This is a genomic window from Sulfitobacter sp. 1A13679 (genome assembly GCF_043557115.1).
GTDB classification, from domain to species: domain Bacteria; phylum Pseudomonadota; class Alphaproteobacteria; order Rhodobacterales; family Rhodobacteraceae; genus Sulfitobacter; species Sulfitobacter faviae.
Map to the genome: position 1 here is coordinate 85,103 of NZ_JBIFFO010000014.1, position 24,403 is coordinate 109,505.

At 64.1% G+C, this 24,403-nt stretch carries 24 protein-coding genes and 1 riboswitch; of the genes, 17 read left to right on the forward strand and 7 right to left on the reverse strand.

Translation table 11 applies throughout. From position 1 onward, the window contains the following. Positions 1-40 precede the first annotated feature (40 nt). Positions 41-625, forward strand: a complete 585-nt coding sequence (locus tag ACGYLA_RS12425) for a TetR/AcrR family transcriptional regulator (protein WP_394432808.1) — start codon at positions 41-43, stop codon at positions 623-625. Between the two features lie 19 nt (positions 626-644). Here the strand turns inward: ACGYLA_RS12425 and ACGYLA_RS12430 are convergent, their stop codons facing one another. Together ACGYLA_RS12430 and ACGYLA_RS12435 are read right to left on the reverse strand one after the other, a co-directional pair. Continuing rightward, on the reverse strand, positions 645-1,556 hold the full coding sequence (locus ACGYLA_RS12430; protein WP_394432810.1) for a pirin family protein: 912 nt from the start codon (positions 1,554-1,556) through the stop codon (positions 645-647). 94 nt (positions 1,557-1,650) lie between these two features. Beyond that, complete coding sequence (locus ACGYLA_RS12435) at positions 1,651-3,024, reverse strand: L-serine ammonia-lyase (RefSeq protein WP_394432812.1); 1,374 nt, start codon at positions 3,022-3,024, stop codon at positions 1,651-1,653. Between the two features lie 253 nt (positions 3,025-3,277). On the opposite strand from ACGYLA_RS12435, the gene rpiA reads away from it, so the two are divergent. From rpiA to ACGYLA_RS12465, 6 genes are all read left to right on the forward strand, one after another. After that, positions 3,278-4,066: a ribose-5-phosphate isomerase RpiA gene (gene rpiA / locus ACGYLA_RS12440; protein ID WP_394432814.1), complete on the forward strand. Its 789-nt coding sequence runs from the start codon at positions 3,278-3,280 to the stop codon at positions 4,064-4,066. Between the two features lie 90 nt (positions 4,067-4,156). Next, complete coding sequence (gene gorA / locus ACGYLA_RS12445; protein WP_168612717.1) at positions 4,157-5,536, forward strand: glutathione-disulfide reductase; 1,380 nt, start codon at positions 4,157-4,159, stop codon at positions 5,534-5,536. A 68-nt stretch (positions 5,537-5,604) separates the two neighbouring features. Next, positions 5,605-6,819, forward strand: a complete 1,215-nt coding sequence (gene hflK, locus ACGYLA_RS12450; RefSeq protein ID WP_394416455.1) for an FtsH protease activity modulator HflK — start codon at positions 5,605-5,607, stop codon at positions 6,817-6,819. Then, positions 6,819-7,886 carry a protease modulator HflC gene (gene hflC / locus ACGYLA_RS12455; RefSeq protein ID WP_394432816.1) on the forward strand — a complete coding sequence of 356 codons (1,068 nt, stop codon included), beginning with the start codon at positions 6,819-6,821 and terminating at the stop codon, positions 7,884-7,886. Before hflK ends, hflC begins: the two co-directional genes overlap by 1 nt. Beyond that, positions 7,883-8,077 carry a DUF2065 domain-containing protein gene (locus ACGYLA_RS12460; RefSeq protein WP_067266191.1) on the forward strand — a complete coding sequence of 65 codons (195 nt, stop codon included), beginning with the start codon at positions 7,883-7,885 and terminating at the stop codon, positions 8,075-8,077. Before hflC ends, ACGYLA_RS12460 begins: the two co-directional genes overlap by 4 nt. Before the next feature lie 235 nt (positions 8,078-8,312). Continuing rightward, entirely contained in the window at positions 8,313-9,746 is a 1,434-nt protein-coding gene (locus ACGYLA_RS12465) for a Do family serine endopeptidase (RefSeq protein ID WP_394432856.1), read from the forward strand. A gap of 57 nt (positions 9,747-9,803) precedes the next feature. Here the strand turns inward: ACGYLA_RS12465 and ACGYLA_RS12470 are convergent, their stop codons facing one another. Beyond that, positions 9,804-10,355: a peptidoglycan-binding domain-containing protein gene (locus ACGYLA_RS12470; protein WP_394432818.1), complete on the reverse strand. Its 552-nt coding sequence runs from the start codon at positions 10,353-10,355 to the stop codon at positions 9,804-9,806. Between the two features lie 164 nt (positions 10,356-10,519). Between ACGYLA_RS12470 and ACGYLA_RS12475 the strand changes: the two genes are divergently transcribed. Then, positions 10,520-10,843: a 2Fe-2S iron-sulfur cluster-binding protein gene (locus ACGYLA_RS12475; protein ID WP_394432820.1), complete on the forward strand. Its 324-nt coding sequence runs from the start codon at positions 10,520-10,522 to the stop codon at positions 10,841-10,843. Next, positions 10,843-11,538 carry an FG-GAP repeat domain-containing protein gene (locus tag ACGYLA_RS12480; RefSeq protein ID WP_394432822.1) on the forward strand — a complete coding sequence of 232 codons (696 nt, stop codon included), beginning with the start codon at positions 10,843-10,845 and terminating at the stop codon, positions 11,536-11,538. The genes ACGYLA_RS12475 and ACGYLA_RS12480 overlap by 1 nt, the downstream gene beginning before the upstream one ends. A 34-nt stretch (positions 11,539-11,572) precedes the next feature. Here ACGYLA_RS12480 and purD read toward each other — a convergent pair whose 3' ends face one another. After that, the gene (gene purD, locus ACGYLA_RS12485; protein WP_394432824.1) at positions 11,573-12,838 is read right to left on the reverse strand and encodes a phosphoribosylamine--glycine ligase; all 1,266 of its coding nucleotides are present in this window, start codon (positions 12,836-12,838) and stop codon (positions 11,573-11,575) included. 70 nt (positions 12,839-12,908) lie between these two features. Between purD and xseA the strand changes: the two genes are divergently transcribed. Further along, positions 12,909-14,471, forward strand: coding sequence for an exodeoxyribonuclease VII large subunit (gene xseA / locus ACGYLA_RS12490; RefSeq protein ID WP_394432827.1), 1,563 nt, complete (start codon positions 12,909-12,911; stop codon positions 14,469-14,471). Positions 14,472-14,477: 6 nt separating this feature from the next. On the opposite strand, the gene ACGYLA_RS12495 is transcribed toward xseA, so the two are convergent. Next, positions 14,478-14,867, reverse strand: a complete 390-nt coding sequence (locus tag ACGYLA_RS12495) for a hypothetical protein (RefSeq protein WP_394432829.1) — start codon at positions 14,865-14,867, stop codon at positions 14,478-14,480. A 41-nt stretch (positions 14,868-14,908) separates the two neighbouring features. Continuing rightward, positions 14,909-15,910, reverse strand: coding sequence for an alkane 1-monooxygenase (locus ACGYLA_RS12500; protein WP_394432831.1), 1,002 nt, complete (start codon positions 15,908-15,910; stop codon positions 14,909-14,911). A gap of 158 nt (positions 15,911-16,068) precedes the next feature. Between ACGYLA_RS12500 and ACGYLA_RS12505 the strand changes: the two genes are divergently transcribed. Both ACGYLA_RS12505 and ftsY read left to right on the forward strand, forming a co-directional pair. Continuing rightward, complete coding sequence (locus ACGYLA_RS12505; protein WP_394432833.1) at positions 16,069-17,781, forward strand: NAD(P)H-dependent oxidoreductase subunit E; 1,713 nt, start codon at positions 16,069-16,071, stop codon at positions 17,779-17,781. A gap of 95 nt (positions 17,782-17,876) precedes the next feature. Beyond that, entirely contained in the window at positions 17,877-19,229 is a 1,353-nt protein-coding gene (ftsY, locus tag ACGYLA_RS12510; protein ID WP_394432835.1) for a signal recognition particle-docking protein FtsY, read from the forward strand. A gap of 33 nt (positions 19,230-19,262) precedes the next feature. Here the strand turns inward: ftsY and ACGYLA_RS12515 are convergent, their stop codons facing one another. Next, complete coding sequence (locus tag ACGYLA_RS12515) at positions 19,263-19,748, reverse strand: MgtC/SapB family protein (protein WP_168611952.1); 486 nt, start codon at positions 19,746-19,748, stop codon at positions 19,263-19,265. Positions 19,749-19,811: 63 nt separating this feature from the next. Here ACGYLA_RS12515 and ACGYLA_RS12520 point away from each other — a divergent pair, with 63 nt between their 5' ends. From ACGYLA_RS12520 to ACGYLA_RS12540, 5 genes are all read left to right on the forward strand, one after another. Then, positions 19,812-20,714, forward strand: coding sequence for a DMT family transporter (locus ACGYLA_RS12520; RefSeq protein ID WP_271693343.1), 903 nt, complete (start codon positions 19,812-19,814; stop codon positions 20,712-20,714). 10 nt (positions 20,715-20,724) lie between these two features. Then, on the forward strand, positions 20,725-21,330 hold the full coding sequence (locus ACGYLA_RS12525; protein WP_209217881.1) for an inner membrane-spanning protein YciB: 606 nt from the start codon (positions 20,725-20,727) through the stop codon (positions 21,328-21,330). A gap of 62 nt (positions 21,331-21,392) precedes the next feature. After that, a riboswitch (SAM riboswitch) is annotated at positions 21,393-21,469 on the forward strand. Positions 21,470-21,533: 64 nt separating this feature from the next. Next, positions 21,534-22,724 carry an O-succinylhomoserine sulfhydrylase gene (gene metZ / locus ACGYLA_RS12530; RefSeq protein WP_394432838.1) on the forward strand — a complete coding sequence of 397 codons (1,191 nt, stop codon included), beginning with the start codon at positions 21,534-21,536 and terminating at the stop codon, positions 22,722-22,724. Between the two features lie 77 nt (positions 22,725-22,801). Then, positions 22,802-23,893, forward strand: coding sequence for a GTP cyclohydrolase FolE2 (gene folE2 / locus ACGYLA_RS12535; protein WP_394432840.1), 1,092 nt, complete (start codon positions 22,802-22,804; stop codon positions 23,891-23,893). A 215-nt stretch (positions 23,894-24,108) separates the two neighbouring features. Then, complete coding sequence (locus tag ACGYLA_RS12540) at positions 24,109-24,357, forward strand: hypothetical protein (protein WP_067262845.1); 249 nt, start codon at positions 24,109-24,111, stop codon at positions 24,355-24,357. Positions 24,358-24,403: the final 46 nt, after the last annotated feature.

The following is a 24,403-nucleotide window of genomic DNA, read 5'->3' on the forward strand; positions in this document are numbered from 1 at the left end:
CGGGGTTTGCTTTTGAACGCTTGTTCATTAAATTGCTGCCATGGCAAGAACCACAGGCTCCCACTCCGATATCACCGGCCCGCGTGTCCGCGCAGCCGCGCTGCGGCTTTTCGCACGGGGCGGCTATGCTGCCGTGTCAATGCGTGCCATCGCCGCCGAAGTCGGCGTGCAGGCCGGGGCGCTCTATAACTACACGCCCGACAAGCAGAGCCTGCTGTTCGACCTGATGCAGGCGCATATGACCGACCTGCTGGCCGAAACACCCCATGACCCCAACCGCTCCGCCATGCAGCAGTTGCAGGATTTCGTGGCCTTCCACATCCGGTTTCATGCGGATCGGCCCGATGAGGTTTTCATCGCCTATATGGAGTTGCGCAATCTGACGGAGGAGAATTTCGCCGTGATCGAGCGCCTGCGCCGCGACTATGAGGACCGGTTGGAGACGATCCTGCGTGCCGGGGTGGCGAGCGGCGATTTCGCCGTCGCCGATACCAAGATCGTGACACTGGCGATTATCGCCATGCTGACCGGGGTGAACACTTGGTACCGCGCGGGCGGACGGCTGTCGCTGGACGAGGTCGTGGCACAGTATTGGGATATGGTGCGCAAGGCCGTGACCGCCTGAAGAGCCACGGCCTCCTGCGTTAATGGGCGGGGCGGATGAAGGTCCCGTTGTTCAGATCGCGCATCGCCTGCTGCAATTCGGCGCGGGTGTTCATCACGATCGGCCCGTGCCAAGCCACAGGCTCTTCAATCGGCGCGCCCGAGATCAAGAGGAAGCGCACACCTTCCGGCCCGGCCTGAACCGTCACCTCATCGCCGGTGCCAAAGCGGATGAGCGTGCGGTCGCCCGACATATCGCGGATGTTCACCTCCTCGCCGCCGACTTCTTTCTCCAGCAGCACGCCCGAAGGGGCGGAGGCATCGGCGAAAGCGCCCGCGCCTTGGAAGACATAGGCAAAGGCCCGGCGGTAGGTGTCGATCCGAAAGGTCTTTTTCACGCCCGCAGGCACGAAGATATCCAGATACTGCGGATCGGCGGCGATGCCATCGACGGGGCCGCGTTTGCCCCAGAACTCGCCCGTGATGATCTTGACCCTTGTGCCGTCATCATCGGTCACCACCGGGATCTCGGCGGATTTCATATCTTGATAGCGTGGCGCGGTCATCTTCTGGGCCGAGGGCAGGTTGCCCCAAAGCTGGAAGCCGTGCATCTGCCCCTTGCCGTTCCCACGCGGCATTTCTTGGTGCAGGATGCCCGATCCGGCGGTCATCCACTGCACGTCGCCCGCGCTCAGATCACCGGTATTGCCGAGCGAATCCGCATGGGCCACGGTGCCTTCGAGCACATAGGTAATCGTCTCGATCCCGCGGTGCGGGTGCCAAGGGAAGCCCTTCTCGAAGTCGCGCGGATGCTCGTTGCGGAAGTCGTCGAACAGCAGAAAGGGGTCAAGCTCCGACGGGTCGTGGAAGCCGAAAGCGCGATGCAGTTTCACCCCGGCGCCTTCCATCGTAGGCGTGGCGCGGCGGGTTTCCAATGTGGGTCTGAGGGACATGATGCTCTCCTTTGCAGTTGCTCGGAAGATAGGGGGCGGCGGTCACCTCAACAATTCGCCCCGGCGAACGGGGCCTGTGCAAATTTGCGCAGCTTCAGCAGTTCGGCACATTCACCGCCAACCCGCCGAGGGAGGTTTCCTTGTATTTCTCGCTCATGTCCGCACCCGTCTGGCGCATGGTCTCAATGCAGGCATCCAGCGGCACAAGATGCGTGCCATCGCCGCGCAGCGCCAGAGAGGCCGCCGAGACCGCCTTGATCGCGCCCAGGCCGTTGCGCTCGATACAAGGCACCTGCACCAGCCCTTTCACCGGGTCGCAGGTCATGCCGAGGTGATGCTCCAGCGCGATTTCAGCGGCGTTTTCGATCTGCTGCGGGGTGCCGCCCATCACGGCGCATAGCCCGGCGGCGGACATGGCGGCGGCAGAGCCGACTTCCGCCTGACAGCCAGCCTCGGCCCCCGAAATCGAGGCGTTGTATTTCACCAGCCCGCCAATCGCGGCGGCGGTGAGCAGGAAGTCTTCGATATGCGCCTCTGACGCGCCGGGGACATGGTCGAGGTAATAGCGCAAGGTCGCCGGCATCACGCCTGCGGCCCCGTTGGTCGGCGCGGTCACGACATGCCCGCCCGCGGCGTTCTCTTCGTTGACGGCCATGGCATAGACGCTCATCCAATCGTTGATCGTATGTGGCGCGGATTGGTTCTGTCCGCGCTCCGCCATCAGCGCGTCGTAAATGCCCTTGGCGCGGCGTTTCACCTTGAGCCCGCCGGGCAGGGTGCCCTCGGAGGTCAGCCCCCGGTCGATGCAGTCACGCATGACCTGCCACAGCCGTTTGCTGCCGGTGCGCAGATTCTCGGCCCCGCCACGCGCCTCTTCATTGGCGCGTTTCATGCCCGCGATGGTTTTGCCGGATTTGGCCGACATCTCAAGCATTTCCGCGGCGGACTTGAAGGGGAAGGGCACCGGCGCGCCCTCATCCGTGTCCTTGCCTGCGGCGAGTTCCTTTTCGGTCATCACGAAGCCGCCGCCGATGGAATAATAGGTCTCGCGTAAGGTCACGTCGCCTTGGGCATCGATGGCCATCAGCATCATGCCGTTGGCATGGCCCGCAAGTTTGGTGTCATAGTCAAAGATCATGTCGCGCTCAGGGTCAAAGCGGAGTTCGGGCAGACCGTCGACGCTGATGCGGCGGGTCTGTTTGATCTCTTCCAGCACCTTTTCAGCGGCATCGGCGTCATAGTCCTCGGGCGTGAACCCGGCGAGGCCGAGGATCGTGGCACGGTCGGTCGCATGGCCGACGCCGGTGAAGGCGAGGCTGCCGTGCAGCGACGCGCGCAGCCCGGCGAACTGGAAGGGCGATGCGCGCATTTGGTCAAGGAAACGCCCCGCCGCCACCATCGGCCCCATGGTATGTGAAGACGAGGGGCCGATGCCCACTTTGAACATGTCGAAGACCGAAAGAAACATCAGGCGGCGGACCCTTTTATGGTTGCGGGTGTCGGGGCGCGGTGGAACGGGTATCGCCCAGACCTCTGGCGCATTGCAAGCGGTGTGGGTCGATCCAACCATTTCCCGCCGCCCCACGGCGCGCCGAAAGCGACAGGGCGCGCACTTTGGCCGTCCTCTCGCCACGCCACGCGTCCAAAAACCGCCGACTTGCCCCTCGCACCCTATGCCAATTCGCCCTATAACGCGGCAAACGCCTGCAAGGGAGCACCCGATGTCCGGAGACCTATCACCGATCGACAAGGCCAAATTCGTGGCCGCGAAACGGGCGTGCGAATTCGTGGAAGACGGGATGCGCGTGGGGCTTGGCACCGGATCGACTGCGGCGTGGCTGGTGCGCTGTCTGGGCGAGATGGTGCGCGACAATGGGCTGCGGATCAAAGGCGTGCCGACCTCCTCGCGCACCGCGCAACTGGCGCGGGATGTAGGGATCGAGGTGATCTCTCTCGATGAGGCGAAATGGCTCGACCTGACGATTGACGGGGCAGATGAATTCGACGGTGACCTGAACCTCATCAAGGGCGGCGGCGGGGCCTTGCTGCAAGAAAAGATCGTGGCGACGGCCAGCGACCAGATGGTCGTGATCGCCGATATCGGCAAAGAGGTGCATCATCTGGGTGCATTCCCCCTGCCGATTGAGGTGATTCCCTTTGGCTGGCAGACCACGCAGGCGCTGGTCGAAGAGACGCTGATCTCAATGGATGTGCTGGGCCAAAGCTCGACCCTGCGGATGAATGGCGAGGTGCCTTTTATCACCGACGAGGGGAACTATATCCTAGACCTGCGGCTGGGGCGCATCGGCAACGCACGGCAATTGGCGCTGGTGCTGAACCAGATGCCCGGTGTGGTGGAAAACGGCCTGTTCATAGATATCTGTGACGCGGTTGTGATCGGTTACGGGGATGGCAGGGTAGAGGTGCGCGACATAAATGAAGGCACCGTGGCGACCGACCGTTTGGAATTCGTCGAGACCGACAACCTGTTTTCCGACCTGAGCGATTAACGCCGACACAGCGAGACACGCGCGACCCCGCGCAACACCGAAATATGCGCGATCCCGCGCAAGACCCAAAACGACTAAGAGAGGCGCCAAATGGCCAAGAATGAATTCGACTACGACCTGTTTGTCATCGGTGGCGGCTCGGGCGGTGTGCGCGCGGCGCGTGTCGCGGCGGGCGAACATGACGCCAAGGTCGGTCTGGCCGAGGAAGACCGCTATGGCGGCACCTGCGTGATCCGGGGCTGCGTGCCCAAAAAGCTGATGGTCTTTGCCTCGGGCTATGCCGATGTGGTGGATGAGGCGAAGTGCTTTGGCTGGGATCTCAAGGCTGGGCCGTTTGACTGGCATGACTTCAAGGGCCGTCTGAACACTGAGTTGGACCGTCTCGAAGGTGTCTATCGCAAGCTTCTGAAGAACTCCGGCGTTGACACATTCGACGCCCGCGCGCGGATCAAGGACCCCCATACCGTCGCGCTCTCCGACGGGACCGAGAAGACCGCGAAACACATCCTCATCGCCAGCGGCGGTCGCCCCGTGCGCCCCGAGATCGAGAATGCGGAACTGGGGCTGGTCTCTGACGATCTGTTCCACCTTGAAAAGCTGCCCAAGTCGATCCTGATCATCGGCGGCGGCTATATCGCCTGTGAATTCGCCTGTATCCTCAATGGTTTGGGTGTCGAAGTGACGCAATACTACCGCGGCGCGCAGATCCTGCGCGGCTTTGACGACGAAGCCCGAGGCATGGTGGCCGAGATGATGCAGGAAAAGGGGATCGACCTGCATCTTGGCACCAACATTCTGGAGATGACGCCCAGCCACGAAGACGGCAGCGGCCCGATGAAGGTCAAGCCGACTAACGGCACCGAAAAGATGTTCGACCAAGTGCTCTTTGCCACGGGCCGTCGCCCCAATAGCGATGACATGGGGCTGGAAGACCTGGGCGTGAAACTGGGCCGCAGCGGTGAGATCGAGGTGGATGAATACAGCCAGACGGCGGTGCCTTCCGTCTATGCCATCGGCGACGTGACCAACCGCATCAACCTCACCCCCGTGGCGATCCGCGAGGGCATGGCTTTTGTCGAGACCGTCTTTGGCGGCAACCCGACGCCGGTGGATCATGATCTGGTGCCTTCGGCGATCTTCACCCAACCCGAGATGGGCACCGTGGGGCTGAGCGAGGAGGCCGCGCGGGAGGCGGGGCCGATTGAGGTCTATGCGACCTCTTTCAAACCGATGCAGGGCGCCTTTGCGGGCAAGGCCGACCGGGTGCTGATGAAGCTCATCGTCTGCGCCGACACGCGGGTGGTGCTGGGCTGTCATATCGTCGCACCCAACGCGGGCGAATTGATCCAGATGGTTGGCATCGCGGTCAAGATGGGCGCCACGAAAGAGCAGTTCGACGCCACATGCGCGGTGCACCCGACCATGTCCGAAGAACTGGTGACCATGCGTAATCCGACTCGCACGGCTTGAATATCACGCGAAAGCGTACAATTTTTGGAACGATAGGCCGCATGGGCGGCCCAGAGGGGAACATATCAATGGCAGGAAATTCGCAAGGCCCCTGGGGGGGCGGCGGAGGCGGCAACCGGGGCAACGGCGGAGACCGGGGCAACGGGGGTCGCAACGACGGGCCGCAGGGTCCACGCGGGCAGGGCGGTGACCGCCCCCAGATGCCCGAGATCGACGATCTGGTGCGCAAGGGGCAAGAGCAACTGCGCGTCTTGATGGGGGGGCGCGGCGACGACCGGGGCAATGGCACCGGCGGCGGCGGTCGCGGCTCTGGTGGGCCGGGCGTGACACGTTCAACCCTTGGCATCGCGCTTTTGGCGGGTGTGGCGCTTTGGGGCTTTGCCAGCTTCTACACCGTGCGGCCCGAACAGCAGTCGATCGAACTGTTCTTGGGCGAATTTTCCGGCATCGGCACCGAGGGTTTGAACTTTGCCCCATGGCCGCTGGTCACGGCGGAGGTATTCGACGTCACCACCAACCGCACCGAGGAGTTGGGCGTGCGGCGCGGCGGCGGCGGCAACGAAGGCTTGATGCTGACCACGGACGAGAACATCGTCGACATCGACTTCCAAGTGGTCTGGAACATCAAGAACGCGCGCGACTTCAAATTTTCGCTGCGCGATCCCGAAGCCTCGGTCAGGGCGATCTCGGAATCCGCCATGCGTGAAGTCATCGCGCAGTCCGAACTGGCGCCGATCCTCAACCGGGATCGTGGTGCGGTGGCGGATCGGGTGAAGGAGTTGATCCAGAACACCCTCGACAACCGCAACACCGGCATCAACGTGCTGCGTGTCAACGTGAACAAGGTCGACCCGCCCAGCCAGACCGTGCAGGTCACCGATGCCAATGGCAACACCACCACGCAGTCTGTCGTCGATGCTTTCCGCGACGTGCAAGCCGCCGAGCAGGAGCGTGACCGGGTGGAACGTCAGGCTGACGCCTATGCCAACCGGCGCACTGCCGAGGCACGCGGTGAATCCGCGCAGCTTCTGGAAGCAGCCGAAGGTTACCGCGCCCGCGTCGTGAACGACGCTGTGGGTGAGGCCAGCCGCTTTGAAGCCGTGTTGGAAGAATACCGCAACGCCCCCGATGTGACGCGCAAACGTCTATATCTTGAGACCATGGAAAAGGTGCTGGGCGACGTGGATAAAATCATCCTCGAAAACGGCAGCGGCCAAGGTGGGCAGGGCGTCGTTCCCTATCTGCCACTCAATGAATTGCGGCGCGGCGGAGGGTCGAACTGATGCGGAAAACAAGTCTTATCATTCCCATCTTGGTGATCGCCATCGTGGGTGTCCTTTCGGCTGTCTTTGTCGTGGACGAGCGTGAAAAAGCGCTGGTGCTGCGTTTCGGCCAGATCAAACAGGTCCGCAACGAGCCGGGCATCGGGTTCAAAGTTCCGCTTTTGGATGAGGTCGTGCGCTACGAAGACCGCATTCTGTCGCTGGAAACCCCGGTGATCGAAGTCACCCCCGCCGATGACCGTCGTCTTGAGATCGACGCCTTTGTGCTCTACCGGATCGACGATATGGTGCAGTACCGGCAAGCTTTGGGTGCGGGCGGCGAACGTCAGGCCGAAAGCGAAATGGGCGGCATCATGGAAAGCCAAATCCGTGCCGTGCTTGGCTCGCAGGGCGTGACCTCCAACACCATCCTGTCACCCGAACGGGCCGACCTGATGGAGCAGATCCGTGTTCGCGCCGATGCACGCGCGCAGGCGCTTGGCCTCAAGGTGGTGGATGTGCGTCTGCGTCAGACAAACCTGCCCGAGCAGAACTTCGACGCGACCCTGCAACGGATGATCGCCGAGCGTGAGCGTGAAGCGACCGACGAACGCGCCCGTGGCCGCGAAGCCGCGCAGCGTGTTATCGCCCTTGCCGATCGTACCTACGAAGAGATCCTCTCGGAGGCCCGCCGTGACGCGCGGATCATCGAAGGTGAGGCGGACGCGCAGCGGAACAACATCTTCGCGCAGGCCTATGGCAAGGATCAGGAATTCTTTGAATTCTACCGCTCGCTCAGCGCCTATGAGCAGGCTTTGCAGGGGCAGAACTCCACCATGGTGATGTCGCCGGATAGTGAGTTCTTTAACTACCTGCGGTCGGATCGCAGCGCCACGACCTCGGTCGATGCGGTTGCACCGCCGCAGACCCCTGCCGCCGATGTGCCCGCGGCTGATCCTGCGCCGGAGGCAGATAACGCCGCCGCGGCAGAAGATACGCAGGAGGAGGCTGCCCCCGCGGCCCCCGCCACGCCAGCCCCCGCCGCACCGGAGGCTGAGACAGATCTGCCAGCGGCGCTGGAAGAATGACGCTGGTTCTACTGGCTCTAGGGTCGGTTCTGATTTTCGAGGGGCTGGTGTACGCACTGGCCCCTTCGTTTTTGGAACAGATGCTCGAAATGCTCCGCCGCATCCCAGAGGCCGCGCTGCGCCAGCTTGGCGCGCTGGCGGTGGTGGCCGGGTTGATCTTGGTTTGGCTCGCCTTTCAACTGGGGTTGTGACGCCGCGCAGGCGGGGTGAAACGGCGTCCGTTTTGCCCACGACCTCGCAGGCCGGGGGCGCAAATCGTCACACTCCCACCCGTTGAAATGCCCGTGATCGGCCCCATCTTTGCTGTTGCAGCGCGTCCTTTCGGAATGCACTCTGCCCACGTTGGCAACAACAGGAACAATCAGGAGACGATGAATGCAGGCCAAGGCGGTTTCCCTGTCCACAACAGCACAACACACCCAATGGATGCGAGCGATGGCGATGGGGGTGATGGCGCTGACCCTCCTGATCCTGCAAGCCAGCATGGCGCTGGCCAAACCCGAAAGCCTCGCCCCGCTGGCCGAGAAAATCAGCCCTTCGGTGGTCAATATCACCACCTCCACCACGGTTGAGGGCCGCACCGGGCCGCAGGGCATCGTGCCCGAAGGTTCGCCCTTCGAAGACTTCTTTCGTGAGTTTCAGGACCGTAACAATGGCGAAGGCAACCGGCCCCGCCGCTCCTCGGCCCTTGGCTCGGGTTTCGTGATTTCCGAAGACGGCTATGTGGTGACCAACAACCACGTCATCGAAAGCGCGGATGAGATCACCATCGAATTCTTCTCGGGCGAGGAACTGGTCGCCGAGGTCATCGGCACCGACCCCAAGACTGACATCGCGCTTTTGAAGGTCGAAGCGGACGCGCCGCTGCCCTTCGTCTCTTTCGGTGACAGCAACGCCGCGCGGGTGGGGGACTGGGTGATTGCCATGGGCAACCCGCTCGGACAGGGCTTTTCGGTCTCGGCTGGCATCGTGTCAGCGCGCAACCGGGCGCTGTCGGGCACCTATGACGATTACATTCAGACCGACGCCGCGATCAACCGGGGCAACTCCGGCGGGCCGCTGTTCAACATGGATGGCGAGGTGATCGGGGTGAACACCGCGATCCTGTCGCCCAACGGCGGCTCCATCGGCATCGGCTTTTCGATGGCGTCAAATGTGGTCACCCGCGTGATCGACCAACTGCAGGAATACGGCGAGACCCGCCGCGGCTGGCTGGGCGTGCGCATTCAAGACGTGACCGATGACGTGGCCGATGCCATGGGCCTCAAGAAAGCCGTCGGCGCCCTGATCACCGATGTTCCCGAGGGGCCTGCGCGTGAAGCGGGGCTGAAAACCGGCGACGTGATCAAATCCTTCGACGGTGTCGAAGTGGTCGATACCCGTGGTCTCGTCCGTCAGGTGGGCAACAGCCCCGTGGGCGCGACGGTGCGCGTGACCGTGCTGCGTGACGGTAAGACCCAGACCATCAAGGTCGTACTTGGCCGCCGCGAAGAGGCTGATGGCGCGGTTCCTGCCGGTATGGATGACAACGCCGATGAGGGGGCCGAGGCCGAGCCGCAGTCGACCATGCTGATGGGCCTGACCCTGATGCCGCTTACGGATGATCTGCGCGCCGAACTGGGGGCCGATGACGGTATGACCGGCCTTGCCGTGACGGATGTGGATCAGACGTCGGAGGCCTTTGAGAAGGGTCTGCGCATGGGCGACATCATCACCGAAGCGGGGCAGGAGCAGGTGTCGAGCATCGCCGACCTCGAAGCCCGGATCGAGGCGGCAAAAGAGGCGGGCCGCCGGTCTCTGCTGCTGTTGGTCCGCCGCGGAGGCGACCCGCGTTTTGTGGCACTCTCACTGGCCGAGTGACCTAGCATCAAGGTTTGGGGAAGGGCGCCTGCGGGGCGCCCTTTTTCGTTTCTGAGGTCAGCCGCCCTGTCGCGGCACCGTCACAAGCCCAAGCGCGCGGGCGGTGTTGAGCGACAGCACCTCGCTGTTCGGCCCTTGCCGCGCCTGATAGCGCCGCACCGCTTGCCGCGTGGCCGCGTCCATTTCACCCGTGATCGGCCCTGCGTAGAACCCGCGCGCCTCTAGCGCCCGTTGCAGGCTGCTGTTGAACTCGGGCGTCAGCACATCGGGGCAGGGGGTTTCGAACCAATTGTCGACCCGTGCGCGCACGATCTCTTGCCGGGTCTCGGTCTTGTAGACGGGCGGTTTGGCGATGCTGCCATCGGGGTTCATCTTGGCCGGGGTCACTTCGACCTGTTCGGTCACCGTCTCGATCACCGCAGGGCTGACCGTGCGGCCCCAGCAGCTTCCCTCCGGCGCGCCTGCGGGGCCGTTGCGGGTGGCCTCCAACACTCCCGGCTCGGGGCGGGGCGTGGCCGGTGCCCCTGTCTCGCAACCCGCCAAGGCCGCGACGGTCAGCAGCAAAGCGGCGCAGCGCCGCGCGGTTCTGAGGGGGAGGGGCTGTGTCATGCCGGTCTCTCGGGCTCGCCTGTTGTTCGCGGGCAGACTAGCGGGATGCGCGGGCCTTGCCCACCGCAATGTCGGGCGCGCCGAGACCTTGCGAAAAGGGGGCTGGAACCGGCTGCCATAGCCCGTTAAACAAGGCCGAACTTTTAGGACGAAAGGGCATCATCATGGCCAAAATCACCTATGTCGAACACTCCGGCACCGAACATGTGGTCGAGGTGGCCAATGGTCTCACCGTCATGGAAGGCGCGCGGGACAATAACATTCCCGGTATCGAAGCCGACTGTGGCGGGGCCTGCGCTTGCTCCACCTGCCATGTCTATGTCGATCCGGCTTGGGCAGAAAAACTGCCGACGATGGACGACATGGAAGAAGACATGCTCGACTTCGCCTTCGAGCCCGATCCCGCGCGCTCGCGCCTGACCTGCCAGATCAAGGTCACCGATGCGCTGGACGGTCTGCGCGTGCAGATGCCGGAAAAGCAAATCTGATGCGGGCGATCGGCGCGGCACTGCTGGCGCTGATCGCAACAGATGCGGCGGCGGAGACCATCACCGCCGCGCATTACATCACGCCTACGGGGCGCTACGCCCACGGCATTCTTGGCGACGCGCTGGAATGGGGTGGCTTGCAGGTCTCTCTGGCAGATGGCGGCGCGCGGCGCTTCCATTTGCCGCGTGACCATGTTTTCGAAGATATCGCCCCCCGGCTCGTGGATGTGACCGGCGATGGCGCGCCCGAGGTTCTGGTGGTCGAGACCGACGTGAATCGTGGCGCGGCGCTGGCGATCTACGGCCCCGAGGGCAAGATCACCGAGACCCCGCATATCGGCCAAAGCAACCGATGGCTTGCCCCCATAGGTGCCGCCGATCTGGATGGCGATGGCGCGGTCGAGATCGCCTATGTCGACCGGCCCCATCTGGCGCGGGTGCTGCGGGTCTGGCGCTTTGCCGATGGGCATCTCAGCGAAGTCGCGCAAATGACGGGGCTGACCAATCATCGCATCGGAGAGCGGCATATCTCAGGCGGTCTGCGCGATTGCGGTGCGGGGCCGGAAATGGTGCTGGCGGATGCCGACTGGCAGCATGTGGTGGGGGTGCGCCTGACAGGCGGACAGCTTGCACTGCGCGATATCGGCCCCTTCGCGGGGGGCGAGAGCTTTGCCAAGGCGCTGGCCTGTGAATGAGGGGCGGCTGCGGCTCTGGTAGAGCCGCCATCCGTCAGCTCAGCGCGCGCCAGCCGATGTCGCGGCGGCAGAACCCTTCGGGCCAATCGATCCCATCGACCATCGCATAGGCACGCTCTTGCGCTTCGGCCAGCGTGGCCCCGCGTGCGGTGACATTCAGCACGCGCCCGCCATTGGCCAAGATCGCCCCGTCCTGCGCCTTGGTGCCCGCGTGGAACACCATATTCGCGCTGTCCTCGGGCAGGGCGGAGAGGCCATTAATCTCACTGCCCTTTTCATAGTCACCGGGATAGCCTTTGGCGGCCATCACCACGGTCAGCGCGTGATCTTCGGCCCAGGTCACCTGCATATCGGCCAGCGTGCCCTTGGCGCAGGCCTGCATCAGGTCGAAAGCCTGCGCGCCGAGGCGCATCATCAGGACTTGGCACTCCGGGTCGCCGAAACGCACGTTGTATTCCACCAGCCGCGGCTGGCCGTCCTTGATCATCAATCCAGCGTAAAGCACGCCCTGATAGGGCATTCCGCGCTTGGCCATCTCGGCCATACAGGGGCGGATGATCTGATCCAGCGCGCGTTCGGCGATCTCGTCGCTCAGCACCGGGGCGGGGGAATAGGCGCCCATGCCGCCGGTGTTGGGGCCGCTGTCGCCTTCGCCGACGCGCTTGTGATCTTGGGCCGTGCCGATGGGCAGCACCGTCTCCCCGTCGCAAAGCACGAAGAAAGACGCCTCTTCGCCTTCCATGAACTCTTCGATCACGACCTCGGCACCCGCGTCGCCAAAGGCGCCGTCGAACATCTCATCCACGGCGGCGAGGGCTTCGGCGTCACTCATGGCGATGATGACGCCCTTGCCAGCCGCCAGACCGTCTGCCTTGATCACGATGGGCGCGCCTTGCTTTTCGACATAGGCGCGCGCGCTGGCGGCATCGGTGAAATGGCCATAGCCCGCCGTGGGTGCATCGCAGGCGTCGCAGATTTCCTTGGTGAAGGCTTTGGAAGCTTCCAGTGCCGCCGCTGCTTTGGAGGGGCCAAAGACATCGAAACCCGCCGCGCGCAGATCGTCGCCCACACCCGCGGCGAGGGGCGCTTCGGGGCCGATGATGACGAAGTCGATGTTATTGCCCTCGCAAAAGGCCACAACCGCCGCGCCATCCATGATGTCGAGCTTGGCGCATTGCGCGATGGCGGCGATGCCCGCGTTCCCCGGTGCCACGATCAGCTTGTCGCATTTGGGGTTCTGCATAACCGCCCAAGCAAGTGAATGTTCGCGGCCACCGCTGCCGAGGATCAGGATATTCATGCCGCGCACTCCCTTGGACTTCGTTGCTCCGCGTTCTAAGCTGGGGGGCCCACAGACACAAGGTGCCCAGATGGATCTGTTCGACGACCCCGCCCCCGGTGGCAACAGCCCCGAATTCACGGTGACCGAGCTTTCGGGCGCGATCAAACGGGTGATCGAGGGGGAGTTCGGCCATGTGCGGATTCGCGGTGAAGTGGGCCGCGTTAGCCGTCCGCGTTCGGGGCATGTCTATCTTGATCTCAAGGATGACCGCTCGGTGATCTCGGGCGTGATCTGGAAAGGCGTGACCGCACGGCTTGAAACCCAGCCTGAAGAGGGGATGGAGGTCATCGCCACCGGGCGCATCACCACTTTCGGGGGGCAGTCGAAGTACCAGATCGTTATCGAGGATATCAAACCGGCGGGCATGGGCGCGCTGATGGCGCTGTTGGAGAAACGCAAGGCGGCGCTGGCGGCGGAGGGGCTGTTCGCCCCCGAACGCAAACGCCCGCTGCCCTATTTGCCCGAGATCATCGGCGTTGTGACCTCGCCCTCGGGGGCGGTGATCCGTGACATCTTGCACCGGCTGCGGGATCGTTTCCCGCGCAAGGTGCTGGTCTGGCCGGTCGCCGTTCAGGGCGCGAAATGCGCGCCCGAGGTGGTGCGCGCGATCCAAGGGTTCAACCAGCTCACCCCCGGTGGCGCATTGCCCCGGCCTGAGTTGATCATCGTGGCCCGTGGGGGTGGCTCGGTCGAAGACCTTTGGGGCTTTAACGAGGAAAGCGTTGCGCGTGCGGCGGCGGCTTCGGACATTCCGCTGATCTCTGCCGTGGGGCATGAGACGGACACGACGCTGATCGACTATGTCTCAGACAAACGCGCGCCCACGCCCACGGCGGCGGCGGAACTGGCGGTGCCCGTGCGGCATGAGCTGGCGGCATGGCTGGAGGGGCAGGGCGCGAGGATGCGTCAGGCGCTGAGCCAAGGGTTGACCCGTCGCAGCCAGCGGATGCGGGATCTGGCGCGGGCCTTGCCCCGGGCCGACACGCTGCTGGAGGGGCCGCGCCAGCGTCTTGATCGTGGGGGGGAGAAACTGGCCCCCGCGCTGATCGCAGGCGTCCAAGGTCGCCGCGTCAAGCTGGCCGATATGTCGGGTGCTCTGCGCCCCGGCACCCTGCGCCGCCAGTTAGAGGCGGATCGCCAACGTCTGGCGCAGCTCTCGGCGCGGCTCGACCCGGCGTGGCAACGCAATTTGGCCGGACAGCGCGAGCGGCTGGCCGCGCGGATTGACCGGTTCCACCCCGAGGTGCTGCACCGTCAGATCCTCCGCCGCCGGGAGCGGCTTTTGGACCGCACGCAAACCTTCCGCCCCGAGGTTCTGCGCCGCGACCTCTCGCGCCAAGACCAACGGTTGAAAGAGGTGCTGGCCCGGCTGGCGCGCGCAGGCCGCGCCGATCAGGACCGCCGCCGCCGCCAGATCGCCGCGATGGGCCGCACGCTCGGCACGCTCGGCTATCGCGAAACGCTGGCCCGTGGTTTCGCCGTGGTGCGGGGCGACGGTGATGTGGTGACCAGCGCGGAGGCTGCCAAGAAGGCGGCGCATTTGGAGATCGAATTCGCCGACGGTCGGCTGCCGGTCAAAGGCGAGGGCTGAACCCGCTTAGACCCCGACTTCCGGCCCGAGGCAGAGCAGCGGATCGGTCCTCTCTCGTGCCTCGTAAAGCTCGGTCCGGGCCGGATCATTCTCGAACCGCGCCACCAGTCCGGTCGGGCTTTCGGTAAAGCTCCAGCATTGCGGGGTGGGGTCGTCTTCGTAGACAAAGCAGATCAGCCCATCGGCCTCATACCAGCGCCCCTCTTTGCAGTGGCCATCGAGAAAGGACCACTGTACGCGCCGGTCCTCGTGGTAGATTTCCGCCCCATAAGGCGCGCCGGATTGGCCGAAGTAGAGGGTTTTGCCCTCAGTATAGTCTTCGAACTCCGCCGCCGCCATCTCGGCCAAGGCAGGCAGGGGAAGGAGAGTGCAGATCAGGGCAAAGGCATGTCTCATGCCACGAGCCTGCCAGAAGCGCGCGCCCCGCGCCAGTGGGGTCAGCGCTGATGCCACCGCGCCACGCGCCGGTCCATCACCCGCCGCCACAGCGGGGGGACGAGGGCGATCACCGCCATCACGGGCAGGGAATAGGGCAGTTTCGGCATCTCTGGCGTCACCTCCAGCGCCGGGAAGGCGCGGGCGGGGCGCATGTGGTGGTCCGAATGGCGCGGGGCGTTCAGCATCATCGCGGCGGAGTACCATTTCGGCGCGTTCCAACTGTGCAGCGGGCCCATCGGCTCGAACCGGCCATCGGGGCGCTGCTCTCGCCGGAGCCCATAGTGCTGCACATAGTCCGACAGCAGCAGTTGCATCTGTGCATAGGCTGCCAGCCCGATATAGGCGAGCAGCCCGGCGACCCCGCCCAGCAGCAGCGCCGTGAGCAGCGCCAGCGCCGCGCCAGTGAGGTAGAGCGTGTAAGGGTGCAGCCCCTGCGGCCCCGTCGTGCGCGCCCGCTGCGCACTGTCGGCCTGCCACCCGGCGCGAAACTCCCCCCAGCTTGCGCTCAGCAGAAACCGCCAGAACCCCATGCCCTTGGGGGCGGAGTTGGGATCAGCCGGGGTGGCGGCGGCGGGATGATGCACCCGCAGATGGGCAGAGACGTGATGCCCGTGCAGCAGCGAGATATAGATCGCCGTGCCGATCCGCCGGGGCAGGCGGCGGCTGGCGTGGATCAACTCATGGGCGTTGGAATTGCTGATCTGGCCCAGAAACAGGCCAAGGGCGGCAAAGATCAGGGCGCGGTCCAACGCCTCAAGATGCGGGGCTGCGCCAATTGCCCAGACCCCGAGCGGCAGCAGCAGGAAATGCGTGGCGGCCAAGGTCAGCGTCAGGGCGCGGCCTGAGCTGTCGGAAAGGCGCAGGGCGCGGCCCAACCGGTCCATGAAGGCCACATGCACCGTGATCGACAACAGTGCCAGCACGGGCCAGACCCCGCCCCAGAGGGCGGCGGCGGCGATCAACACCGCCGGTGTCAGACTTGCGATCACATACCACAGCATGCGTTTTCCCCTGCGACCCCGGCCAATCGGCTCGGCCCCCGTATTCTGCCCGCCGCAGGGGCCGCGCACAACGCAAACACCCGCGCGATTGTCGCTTTTTGATCGCGCCTAGGGCTTTGGATTTGTTACCAAGGCGGAAAGCAAGGCGGGGGAAAGACATGGCGCTGGACGATCACGGCAAGGCTGCGGCGGGGGAGCCGCGAAAGGGCGTTTGGAAATCCGGCAAGGGCAAGGGGCGGCATCACCCCAAGGGGCGGCAGTTGCAGGATACGGCGTGGGATGAGGTCCGCGCGCTGCTGGGCGACCGCCCGCGCGCCCGCGATCTGCTGATCGAGTTTCTGCATCTGATCCAAGACCGCTTTGGCCACCTGTCGGCCGCGCATCTGCGCGCCTTGGCCGAAGAGATGCGCCTGTCGATGGCCGAGGTCTATGAGGTCGCCAGTTTCTACGCCCATTTCGACGTGGTGAAAGAGGGCGAGACCCCGCCGCCCGCGCTGACCATTCGTGTTTGCGATTCTCTGTCTTGCGAGCTGGCCGGGGCGCAGGCCTTGAAAACCGCGTTGGAGGAGGGGCTGGACCCGACAGAAGTGCGCGTCCTGCGCGCGCCCTGCAGGGGGCGCTGCGACACGGCGCCGGTGCTGGAACTGGGTCATAACCATATCGACCACGCGACGCCCGAGAAAGTCCTCGCGGCAATTGGCGCCGGAGATACCCATGCCCAGCTGCCCGACTATGAGGCTTACGAAACCTACACGGCATCAGGGGGTTACGACGCGCTGTTGAACCTGCGTCAGGGGGGCGATTGGGAAGCGGTGCAGGAGCAATTGTTAGAGGCCGGGCTGCGCGGTCTTGGCGGGGCTGGTTTTCCCTCGGGCAAGAAATGGGGCTTCGTGCGCGGCAATCCCGGCCCGCGCTATCTGGCGGTAAATGGCGATGAGGGCGAGCCGGGCACCTTCAAGGACCGCTGGTATCTCGAACGCAGGCCGCATCTCTTCCTCGAAGGCATGTTGATCGCCGCTTGGGCGGTGGAGGCGGAGAAAGTCTTTCTCTACATGCGCGATGAATACCCGGCGGTGCTGGAGATTCTGCGCCGTGAGATCGCCGCTCTGGAAGGTGCGGGCCTCATCGCGCCCGGCTATGTCGATCTGCGTCGTGGGGCGGGGGCCTATATCTGCGGCGAGGAAAGCGCCATGATCGAAAGCATCGAAGGCAAGCGCGGCTTGCCGCGCCACCGCCCGCCCTATGTGGCGCAGGTCGGTGTCTTTGGTCGCCCGACCTTGGTGCATAACGTGGAGACCCTGCATTGGATCGCCCGCATATGCCGCGAGGGGCCGCAGGTGTTGAACGGCGTCGAAAAGAATGGCCGCAAGGGGCTGCGGAGCTATTCCGTTTCGGGCCGCGTGGCGCGCCCGGGGATGTATCTGCTGCCCGCAGGCTCGACCATCACCGATATCATCGCCACGGCGGGGGGCATGGCAGAGGGCCATCTGTTCAAAGCCTATCAACCGGGTGGCCCGTCCTCGGGGCTGTTGCCCGCGTCGATGGCGGATCTGCCGTTGGACTTTGACACGTTGCAGCCACATGGGTCTTTCATCGGCTCGGCGGCGGTGGTTGTCCTGTCAGAACACGACAGCGCGCGGGCCGCCGCCCTCAACATGTTGCGGTTTTTCGAGGATGAAAGCTGTGGCCAATGCACGCCCTGCCGGGTCGGCTGTGAAAAGGCGGTGAAGCTGATGCAGGAGGACCGCTGGGACCAAGACCTGCTGGAGGCGTTGTCGACCGCCATGGTCGATGCCTCGATCTGCGGGCTGGGGCAGGCGGCGCCGAACCCGATCCGGCTGGTGATGCAGCATTTCCCCGATGAAATCTGACCCCGCCCCCTCCCGGCGGGCTTGATCTGCCCGGGCGCCCTTCCATCTGCGCGGGCAAGCCTATAGATCAAGACGAAACTGCATGGGAGACGCCGATGGCCTTCTTCACGAAGCTCAAGGACCGCTTGTTCAAATCCTCGTCCAAACTCGACGAGGGGTTGGAGGCAATCGTCAGCGATGGCGGAGAGGCGGAGGCCGAAGCGGCCCCCGTGGATGCGGTGATGGACCAGCCCGGCGCGGCCTCTGACGTGATGCCCGACGGGCAGGAGGACAGCGGCCCAATGTTGGCGGCAGAGCGGGAGGCGGAAGAGCCGACCCCCGCGCCTGAACCCGCCCCGGAACCCGAGACGCTCCCAGAGCCCGAGCCGCAGCCTGCGCCTGAACCGCAGCCCGAACCGACCGAGCCCCAGCCGGACCCCACGCCCGCGCAGGCCCCCCCCGCCGCTAATCCTGAGCCCGCCCCGACCCCGGAGGAAGTTCCCGCGGCGACCGACCTGCGCCAAGCGATGACACCCGTCGCCCCGGCGCTGGACGAAACCCCAGCCGAGGCCGCCCCCGCCAAACCGGGCCTTCTAGGCCGTCTCATGGGCCGCGGTGCCGCGCAGCCGGTGGTGCGCCGGACGCTGGATGACGAGATGCTCGAACAGCTCGAAGAGCTGCTGATCAGCGCGGACATGGGCGTCGACACGGCGCTGCGGGTCACCGCGAATATGGCCGAAGGGCGCTTTGGCAAAAAACTCTCGGTGGCAGAGATCAAACAACTGCTCGCCAGTGAAGTCAGCCGCATCATGGAGCCCGTGGCTCGGCCCCTGCCGCTCTATGCCAAGACCCCGCAGGTGGTGCTGGTGGTCGGCGTGAACGGCTCGGGCAAGACGACGACCATCGGCAAATTGGCCTCGCAATTCCGTGCGGCGGGCAAGAAGGTCGTGATCGCCGCGGGGGATACCTTCCGCGCCGCGGCGGTCGAGCAGTTGCAGGTCTGGGGCGAACGCGCAGGCGTGCCCGTGCTGACCGCGCCCGAGGGCAGCGACCCGGCGAGCCTTGCCTTTGATGCCATGGGCCGCGCGCAGGAAGAGGGGGCCGATCTGTTGCTGATCGACACGGCAGGCCGTTTGCAAAATCGGGGCGACCTGATGGAGGAATTGGCCAAGATCGTCCGCGTCATCCGCAAGAAGGATGAGAGTGCGCCGCATAACACCCTATTGGTGCTGGATGCCACGACGGGGCAGAACGCGGTCAATCAGGTGAAGGTTTTCCAAGAGATCTCAGATGTCAGCGGTCTGGTGATGACCAAGCTTGACGGCACCGCCAAGGGTGGCGTGCTGGTGGCGCTGGCGGATCGCTTTGGCCTGCCCATTCATGCCGTAGGCGTGGGCGAGCAGATTGACGATCTGTCGCCCTTTGACCCGGATGAATTCGCCGCCGCCTTGGTGGGCACGGATGGCTGAGAGTACACTGGCCGCCGAAAGTGGCGGCCCTGTTCAGTCATGGGTGCCAAGCTTTCGTTCGATCCAGCGCAGAACGGTCAGAACCAGCACCACGACCCCTGCGGTCAGACAGGCCAGCAGGATTTGCCCCGCGCCGCAGGACAGGCCGATGGCACCGGCCAGCCACATCGACGCGCCGGTGGTGATGTTGCGCACCTCGCCGTTCGAGGTAAAAATGATCCCCGCCGCAAGGAAGGCGACGCCCGCGGTCACCGCTTCGATCAGACGCAGCGGATCAAACCGCATCTGGTCACCTTCGCCGAACTCCAAACTGCCCAGCTCTTGCCCGATGATGATGAAGAGACAGGCGGCGATGGCCACCATGATATGGGTCCGCAGCCCCGCAGGCTTGTCGCGCCGCTCGCGCTCATATCCGACGATACCCGCGAGAAAGGCGGCCATGAGCAGCCGCGCCGCGGCCACGGTAACCGGCACTTTGGAAAAACTGTGGGTGAGATCCGCGATCAGGCTTTCAAACATGGAAATTCCGTTGGTGATAGAGGCTTTGAAGTATAAACCTCTCGCCGCTGTGGTGGTTCCGGGATGACCGACTGGATCCTGTCGATCGAAGGCACCCCCGCGGGCCATACCGCGGCCCTGTGGCTGGCGCTTTCCGCAGCCTTCCTGCACGCGGTTTTCGGCGCCCTGCAAAAGGGGCGACATGATCCTTGGCTCACGCGCGGGGCGATTGATGTCTCCTATGGCGTGATGGCGGCACCCTTCGCGCTTTTTGTCGTGCCTTGGCCCGAGCCGCATATGTGGGTGATCTTCCTCGGCGCTTTCGTGATCCATGTGATCTACAAGCTGTTGCAGGCATGGGCCTATACCAAGGGCGCTTATACGGTGGTCTATCCGGTGGTGCGCGGGACGGGGCCGCTCTTTGCCGTGGTGGGGGCCTATCTGATCTTTGGCGAGCGGTTCAACGCGGTGCAATGGCTGGGCGTGGCGGTGCTGCTGAGCGGTATCTTTGGTCTGGCCCTCTATAACCTGCGCAATTTGGTCGCCGCGCGTGATACGCTGCACGCGGCGCTCGGCCTGGCGGTGCTGACGGGCTTGTTCGTGGCGCTTTACACCACATATGACGCATACGGCATCCGCGCCACGGCGGATCCTTTCACCTTCCTTGCATGGTTTTTCATGATCGACGGGTTGGTGATGCCGGTGATCGCATGGCGGCGCTGGCACGCGATGGAGAACCCGCCCGAGGTGGCGCCGCTGATGCTGCGCGGCTTTATCGGCGGGATCATCGCTTTTGCGAGTTTCGGGTCGGTCATGCTGGCCACGCGGCTCGACAAGGTGGGCGAGGCGGCGGTGCTGCGCGAGACCTCGACCGTCTTTGCCGCGCTGATCGGGGTGCTGGTGCTGAAAGAAACCGTCGGCCCGCGCCGCATCGCGCTGATGGCGCTGATCGCAGCCGGGGCGGTGATTGTTGAAATGGGCGGCTGAAGGAACAGGCATGTCAGAACCAAGAGAGATCAACCCAATGCTGCGGGCAGGCTTGGAATACGGGCCGGTCTTGGCCTTCCTCGTGGCCTATCTGTGGCTCAAGGATAACACCTACACTTTCGGCGGGACGGAGTATGACGGCTTTATCGTCGTCACCGCGATGTTCGTGCCGCTGCTGGTACTCTCGACCGGCGCGCTTTGGGCGCTGACGGGCAAGCTCAGCCGGATGCAGGTCGCCACCGTGGTGCTGGTGGTGATCTTTGGCGGGTTGTCGGTCTGGCTGAACGATGACCGCTTCTTCAAGATGAAGCCGACGCTGATCTATGTGCTTTTCGGCGGCCTCTTGGCCGTCGGCCTGCTGCGCGGGCAATCCTACCTGAAATACGTCATGGAAGAGATGATGCCCCTGCGCGATGAGGGCTGGATGCTGCTGACCAAACGGCTGATGTATTTCTTCTTTGGTCTGGCGCTGGCGAATGAGGTGATCTGGCGGTTCTTCTCGACCGATACTTGGGTCTACTTCAAAACCTTCGGTCTCACGGCGGCGATTTTCGTTTTCTTCATGGCGCAGGGCAAGCTGTTCGAAGCCTACGGCGAGAAGAAAGACCAAGGCTGATCCGCTCAAATTTAACGAAGGCCCCGCGCGAAACTGTTGACCTGTAGCGTCGCGCGGCGTAATCCACCCCGCGTGGCGATTTGTTACCGGATTGTGGGCCACGTTAAACATGCCGCTAAAAGGTCAGGATGAAAGACCCCTTTCGCTTGGCCGCGTCTGGGGTTTTTTTATGCCCGCGAGGTCGGGCCGGAAGGATGAGATTGATGAGCAACGACCGTCACGCGCGCACCCAAGCGATCCACGCAGGCACCCGCCGCAGCCAATATGGCGAGGTGAGCGAAGCGATCTACCTGACCCAAGGTTTCGTCTATGACAGCGCCGAACAGGCCGAGGCGCGTTTCGAAGAGATCGGCCCGGATGAGTTCATCTATGCCCGCTATGGCAACCCCACGGTCGCCATGTTCGAGGACCGCATCGCCACTTTGGAAGGGGCCGAAGATGCCTTTGCCACCGCCAGCGGCATGGCGGCGGTCTCGGGCGCGCTGATCTCGATGCTAAAGGCGGGCGATCATGTCGTCTCGGCCCGGGCGCTCTTCGGGTCTTGTATCTATGTGCTGGAAGAGATCCTTGGCCGCTACGGGGTGGAGGTCACTTTCGTCGACGGCAGCGATCTCTCTGCTTGGGAGGCCGCGATCCGCGACGACACCCGCGCGGTGTTTTTTGAATCCGTGGCCAACCCCACGCTTGAGGTGATCGACATTGAGGCCGTGGCCAAGCTCGCCCATGCCAAGGGCGCGCTGGTGGTGGTCGACAATGTCTTTGCCACGCCGGTCTTCTCGCGCGCGATCTCGCAGGGCGCGGATGTGGTGGTCTATTCCGCGACCAAACATATCGACGGGCAGGGCCGCGCGCTTGGCGGTGTGGTGCTGGGCAGCCGCGATTTCATCCGCGGCACGCTTGAGCCTTACATGAAACACACCGGCGGCTCGATGAGCCCCTTCACGGCTTGGATCATGCTCAAAGGGTTGGAGACCATCGACCTGCGGGTGCGGGCGCAGGCGGCCAGCGCACAGGAATTGGCCGAGGCGTTGGACGGTCATGCGGCATTGGCGCGGGTGCTTTACCCGGGCCTTGCGGGCCATGCGCAGAACGCACTGGCGATGCGCCAGATGGGGGCAGGGGGCACGGTGCTGTCCATCGACCTCAAGGGCGGCAAGGCGGCAGCTTTCGCTTTCCTGAATGCGTTGCAGGTGGGGGTAATCTCAAACAACCTTGGCGACGCCAAGACCATCGTCACCCATCCGGCCACCACCACCCACCAGCGTCTGCCGCAGGACACCAAAGACCTTTTGGGCATCACGCCGGGGCTGGTGCGGATCAGCGTGGGGCTGGAATATAGCGGCGATCTTAAGGCTGATCTGCTGCAAGCCTTGGATGCGGCGGCGCAAGCCTGACCTGATGAGTCGCGGGCGCGGTGGCATTTTGGCCCCGCGCATCATACATTGAGAGCGACAGACCGGAGGGCCGCGCAATGAACATCGTGACTGAGATGTCCGAGACACCGGACCGGGAGGCGGCGCAATCCGCGCTCGCCACGCTGCGCGCTTGGGCCGAAACGGCCACCCCGGCCGAGATTGCGGCGCTGGACCCGGCCATGGCGCGGATGCTGGCTCCTGCCGAATATCCCGCCCTCAGCCGCGCCTATCCCGAAGATTTCACGGCGGGCGACAATTACCGCGCCAGCCTGCCGGATCTGCAAAACGGCCCCTCCAGCCTGATCCGCGGCGCGCAACAGTTGATCCAGCATGTCGGTATCTCGAACTTTCGCCTGCCGATCCGCTATCGCAGCCGCGAGGGCGGGGATCTGCGGCTTGAGACTTCCGTGACCGGCACGGTCTCGCTCGATGCGGAGAAGAAGGGCATCAACATGTCCCGCATCATGCGCAGCTTCTACCGCCACGCCGAGGCGACCTTCAGCTTCGAGGTGATCGAAGCGGCGCTGGACGATTACAAGGCCGATCTTGAGAGCTTGGACGCGCGAATTCAGATGCGCTTTTCCTTCCCGATGAAGATCGGCAGCCTGCGCTCGGGCCTCACGGGCTATCAGTATTACGACATCGCGCTCGAATTGGTCGAACAGAACAGCGAGCGCAAGAAGATCGTGCATCTCGACTATGTCTATTCCAGCACCTGCCCCTGTTCGCTGGAACTGAGCGAACACGCGCGCCAGACCCGCGGGCAATTGGCGACGCCGCATTCGCAACGCTCCGTCGCGCGGATATCGATCGAGACGCGGGATGAGGGCGATTGCCTTTGGTTCGAAGACCTGATCGAGATTTGCCGCCGCGCCGTGCCGACCGAGACGCAGGTCATGGTCAAACGCGAAGACGAACAGGCGTTTGCAGAGCTTAACGCCGCCAATCCGATCTTTGTCGAGGATGCCGCGCGGCTGTTTTGCGAACAGCTTTTGGCCGATGACCGGGTGGGCGATTTCCGCATCGTCGCCAGCCATCAAGAAAGCCTGCACAGCCACGATGCGATCAGCGTGCTGACCCAAGGTGAGACCTTTGCCGCGCAGAGCATCGACCCCAAGCTTTTCAACACGCTCTTCCACGTCGGCTGACCCCGGACGGCGCGGCAATCGCGCATTGGTTGTTCGCAGCCCGCGCCGCGCCCCTTTGCGGGGCATTCCGCCTGTCTTAGCGCGGAAATGGTGAATGTCGCCCTGTCAGCCCTGCAAGTCCCGACCAGCGGCTATGCGAAAACGTCGGTTCTGCTGCGGCGCAGCATTGCCTATCTAACGGTCATCGAAATACTGGAAATTGCAAAGGCAATCAGATGACCTACCAGAGCACTGCTCACCCCGCCCACTCCGTCTCTCCCCTCGAAGGGCTGCGGCGCGCCGGCGCCGGTCTGCGCCGCTTTTTCGCGGGGATCGGCCATGGCATCATGATGGGCTCCACCGCCCAACGCCGTTTTGAGCAGGTCCAAGGCCTGCAAGCGAAAAGCGACGAAGAACTGGCCGCCATGGGCATCAAGCGTGACGACATCGTTCACCACGTTTTCAAAGACCTCTACTACATCTAAGACGACACGGACCGGGGCCAAATCGCGCCCCGGTCCCGTCTCGGCT

Coding starts and splice junctions, on each gene's coding strand:
- ACGYLA_RS12470 (WP_394432818.1), bottom strand. CDS start 10,355: ATGACACAGCCCCTCCCCCTCAGAACCGCGCGGCGCTGCGCCGCTTTG.
- folE2 (WP_394432840.1), top strand. CDS start 22,802: ATGAACATCGTGACTGAGATGTCCGAGACACCGGACCGGGAGGCGGCG.
- ACGYLA_RS12475 (WP_394432820.1), top strand. CDS start 10,520: ATGGCCAAAATCACCTATGTCGAACACTCCGGCACCGAACATGTGGTC.
- gorA (WP_168612717.1), top strand. CDS start 4,157: ATGGCCAAGAATGAATTCGACTACGACCTGTTTGTCATCGGTGGCGGC.
- ACGYLA_RS12435 (WP_394432812.1), bottom strand. CDS start 3,024: ATGTTTCTTTCGGTCTTCGACATGTTCAAAGTGGGCATCGGCCCCTCG.
- ACGYLA_RS12540 (WP_067262845.1), top strand. CDS start 24,109: ATGACCTACCAGAGCACTGCTCACCCCGCCCACTCCGTCTCTCCCCTC.
- purD (WP_394432824.1), bottom strand. CDS start 12,838: ATGAATATCCTGATCCTCGGCAGCGGTGGCCGCGAACATTCACTTGCT.
- ACGYLA_RS12495 (WP_394432829.1), bottom strand. CDS start 14,867: ATGAGACATGCCTTTGCCCTGATCTGCACTCTCCTTCCCCTGCCTGCC.
- rpiA (WP_394432814.1), top strand. CDS start 3,278: ATGTCCGGAGACCTATCACCGATCGACAAGGCCAAATTCGTGGCCGCG.
- hflC (WP_394432816.1), top strand. CDS start 6,819: ATGCGGAAAACAAGTCTTATCATTCCCATCTTGGTGATCGCCATCGTG.
- ACGYLA_RS12480 (WP_394432822.1), top strand. CDS start 10,843: ATGCGGGCGATCGGCGCGGCACTGCTGGCGCTGATCGCAACAGATGCG.
- ACGYLA_RS12425 (WP_394432808.1), top strand. CDS start 41: ATGGCAAGAACCACAGGCTCCCACTCCGATATCACCGGCCCGCGTGTC.
- ACGYLA_RS12505 (WP_394432833.1), top strand. CDS start 16,069: ATGGCGCTGGACGATCACGGCAAGGCTGCGGCGGGGGAGCCGCGAAAG.
- ACGYLA_RS12525 (WP_209217881.1), top strand. CDS start 20,725: ATGTCAGAACCAAGAGAGATCAACCCAATGCTGCGGGCAGGCTTGGAA.
- ACGYLA_RS12465 (WP_394432856.1), top strand. CDS start 8,313: ATGCGAGCGATGGCGATGGGGGTGATGGCGCTGACCCTCCTGATCCTG.
- ACGYLA_RS12460 (WP_067266191.1), top strand. CDS start 7,883: ATGACGCTGGTTCTACTGGCTCTAGGGTCGGTTCTGATTTTCGAGGGG.
- xseA (WP_394432827.1), top strand. CDS start 12,909: ATGGATCTGTTCGACGACCCCGCCCCCGGTGGCAACAGCCCCGAATTC.
- ACGYLA_RS12520 (WP_271693343.1), top strand. CDS start 19,812: ATGACCGACTGGATCCTGTCGATCGAAGGCACCCCCGCGGGCCATACC.
- hflK (WP_394416455.1), top strand. CDS start 5,605: ATGGCAGGAAATTCGCAAGGCCCCTGGGGGGGCGGCGGAGGCGGCAAC.
- metZ (WP_394432838.1), top strand. CDS start 21,534: ATGAGCAACGACCGTCACGCGCGCACCCAAGCGATCCACGCAGGCACC.
- ACGYLA_RS12430 (WP_394432810.1), bottom strand. CDS start 1,556: ATGTCCCTCAGACCCACATTGGAAACCCGCCGCGCCACGCCTACGATG.
- ACGYLA_RS12515 (WP_168611952.1), bottom strand. CDS start 19,748: ATGTTTGAAAGCCTGATCGCGGATCTCACCCACAGTTTTTCCAAAGTG.
- ftsY (WP_394432835.1), top strand. CDS start 17,877: ATGGCCTTCTTCACGAAGCTCAAGGACCGCTTGTTCAAATCCTCGTCC.
- ACGYLA_RS12500 (WP_394432831.1), bottom strand. CDS start 15,910: ATGCTGTGGTATGTGATCGCAAGTCTGACACCGGCGGTGTTGATCGCC.